Origin of the sequence: Williamsia sp., assembly GCF_036566845.1 — a bacterium.
GTDB lineage: Bacteria > Actinomycetota > Actinomycetes > Mycobacteriales > Mycobacteriaceae > Williamsia.
This window is the reverse complement of record NZ_DATCVM010000249.1, coordinates 1-2,435: the sequence shown is the minus strand read 5'-3', so window position 1 is coordinate 2,435 and position 2,435 is coordinate 1. Positions and strand designations below refer to the sequence as shown.

2 protein-coding genes are annotated in these 2,435 nt (G+C 63.2%); both read left to right on the top strand.

Going from position 1 to position 2,435, the window contains the following annotated elements:
- Positions 1-62 precede the first annotated feature (62 nt).
- On the top strand, positions 63-1,268 hold the full coding sequence (locus VIQ49_RS24260) for a CoA transferase (RefSeq protein ID WP_331889149.1): 1,206 nt from the start codon (positions 63-65) through the stop codon (positions 1,266-1,268).
- Between the two features lie 156 nt (positions 1,269-1,424).
- Positions 1,425-2,435, top strand: a 1,011-nt coding sequence (locus VIQ49_RS24255) for an MCE family protein (RefSeq protein ID WP_331889148.1), incomplete at its 3' end; no start/stop codon positions are given.

Genomic DNA, 2,435 nt, shown 5'->3' with positions numbered 1-2,435 from the left:
GAATTGGGCGTTGCGGGGCTGGAGGAGTTCATGGAGCGCAAGACTTTCGCGGCAGCAGTCCAGTGAAGCCGCTGGAGGGCATCCGGGTCCTCGAAGTCGCGATGTACGGGTTTGTCCCGACGGCAGGCGCAGTACTGGCGGAGTGGGGCGCCGAAGTGACGAAGGTCGAACACGCCGTCACGGGCGATCCGCAGCGAGGGCTACGCCAGATCGGTGCGTTGGTGGTCGAAGGTGACCCGAATCCCAACGTCGACAACGCCAACCGCGGCAAACGGAGTATCGGACTGGACATGTCGATCCCCGAAGGCCGCGAGGTGCTCTACGACCTCGCAAGGCGTTCGGATGTCTTTCTGACCAGCTTTCTGCCCGAGTCGCGGACAAGGCTCGGCATCGACGTGGACGACATCCGGGCGATCAATCCGACGATCATCTACGCCAGGGGGAGCGCGTTGGGCCCCCGGGGACCCGAAGCCGGCAAGGGCGGTTACGACATGACCGCGTTCTGGTGCCGTGCGGGTGCTGCCGCCACGATCACGCCACCGGACATCGACGGCATGATCAGTCTGCCGGGCCCTGCATACGGCGACACGATTTCCGGCACCCACCTCGCCGGCGGAGTAGCAGCGGCTCTGCTCAAACGAGAACGGACCGGCGAGGCATCGGTGATCGACGTCTCCCTGCTGGGCAGCGGGGTCTGGGCAATGGGCCATACGATCTCGCTGACGAACCACCTGGGTCAGCTGCTCGTGGCCCAGCCCGCACATGCGAACAGGGCTCCGAACAATCCGTTGGTCGGGCTCTACCCGACGGCTGACAACCGCTACATCTCATTCGTGATGCTGCAACCGACGAAATTCTGGGCCGACGTGTGCCGGCACATGGACCTGTCCGAGCTTGCAGACGACCCGCGATTCGCCACCGCCGACTCGATAGCGGCCCATACGGCCGAGGCGGCCGACGTTCTGGCGAAGACGATTGCCACCCGCACGCTGTCCGAATGGTCAGAGCGGTTTTCGACCTTGGCCGGGCCTTGGGCCCCGGTGCAGGACACCCTGCAGGTCGCGCGTGACGTCCAGGTTCGGTCCAATGAATACCTTTTGCGGACAGGCGAATTAGAGCTGGCTGCCAACCCAGTGCAGTTCGATGTGAGTGCTCCCGATGTGCAACCGGCGCCGAAGTTCGCGGAGCAGACGGACGAGATTCTCACCGGACTGGGTTTGGATTGGGATCAGATCATCCAACTGAAGACTCTGGGTGCGGTGACGTGACACGCGAACGGCGCAGTCGGTCGGCACGGTCGACCGGAATCGTGCGCGTGCCCGCGCGATAAAATAGTTGACTCGGTCGTTTGTCTCGGGTTAGCTTTGCGCAAAACCGATAGCCGGTGGCCCACGGACCGCAAAGGTGCGGGAGGGAGAAGCGCGATGCCGCATCCTGTTATCCGGCCGTTGGCGGGCGCGGCGACCGTGGTGGCGGTGCTCGGCATCGCGGTGCTGGTTGCGCAGATGTTCAGGGGTGGCTTCACCGAAACCGTGCCGGTAACCGTGCTTTCGCCTCGTGCTGGGCTGATGATGAATCCCGACGCGAAAGTGCAGATGCGCGGGATTCAAGTGGGCAGGGTCGCCTCGATCGAGTCGCTGCCATCCGGGAACGCCGCTTTACACCTCGCGATCGATCCCGGCCAACTGGAGATGATCCCGTCCAACGTCGAGGTCAGCATCGCTTCGACGACAGTATTCGGGGCGAAGTTCGTTGAGCTCGTCGCACCGCCCGGAGTCTGGCCTGGCAACCTCGAAGCGGGTCAGGTACTCGACGCCGGAAATGTCACGGTCGAAATAAACACTATCTTCCAGCAGCTGTCCTCGGTGCTGGCCAAGATCGATCCGGCCAAGCTCAACGAGACGCTCGGAGCGATTGCGACGGGCGTGAACGGACGCGGCGAGAGCTTCGGGAGGTCTCTCGAAGATTTCGGGGCATTTCTCGCCGACGTGAACCAGAGTCGATCCAGTTTGGAGCACGACATCGCTGTTGCCCCAGAGGTGTTGGCCGCGTACGCCGACAGCGGAGACGAACTCGTCACCGTGCTGGACAACGCGACACATCTGAGCCAGACCATCGTTGAGGAAGAGCGCGCACTCGACGCCTTTCTGGTGGCCGTGACCGGTCTCGCCGAGGTGGGCAACGACGTGGTCGGCGGTAACCGCCAGGGAATTACCGATGTGATGCATCTGTTGGTCCCGACCACCGAGCTCACCAACCGGTACAACCAAGCGCTGACGTGCTCCTTGCAAGGACTGCTGCCGCTGGCCAATTCGATTCCATATCCCGTACCCGGTGTCACCATCTCGACGGCCTTCACCCTAGGCGTCGAACGCTATCGGTACCCGGAGGATCTGCCCAAGGTTGCGGCGACTGGTGGATCACGTTGTGCCGAG